Annotated in this window: 1 protein-coding gene; it reads left to right on the forward strand. The window is 53.1% G+C overall.

Going from position 1 to position 429, the window contains the following annotated elements; all coding sequences use genetic code 11:
- Window positions 1–429, forward strand: a 429-nt coding sequence (locus tag BEN48_RS18920) for a hypothetical protein (protein ID WP_158010053.1), incomplete at both ends; no start/stop codon positions are given.

Genomic DNA, 429 nt, shown 5'->3' on the forward strand with positions numbered 1-429 from the left:
GCTGAAAGGTGGCAAAATCAGTGTCCGTAGCACTTCCACTATTGGCACCACATCAGCCGCTACAGCAAGCACCAAGAAACGCACCGATTCGGCGGTGACATTTACGACGGCAGCTGGTAACCAAGGCGACTTCAATACTAAAGCCAACCTGACCGACATCACCGACCCGCTAAACACGGTTTCCTTGGGTGGTGGCTTAGACCTCTCGGTGCAGGCATTTGAGTCCACAGTGTCTTCCAATCCGCATAAAATCGGGGTTACACTTCGCTCGAACACCGGTGAGTTGATGTTCTCTAACAACTGGGTAGCCAGCAAGACAGAGATGCTGGCGCTGAAAGGTGGCAAAATCAGTGTCCGTAGCACTTCCACTATTGGCACCACATCAGCCGCTACAGCAAGCACCAAGAAACGCACCGATTCGGCGGTGAC

This window comes from Hymenobacter glacialis (genome assembly GCF_001816165.1).
In the GTDB taxonomy this organism is placed as follows: domain Bacteria; phylum Bacteroidota; class Bacteroidia; order Cytophagales; family Hymenobacteraceae; genus Hymenobacter; species Hymenobacter glacialis.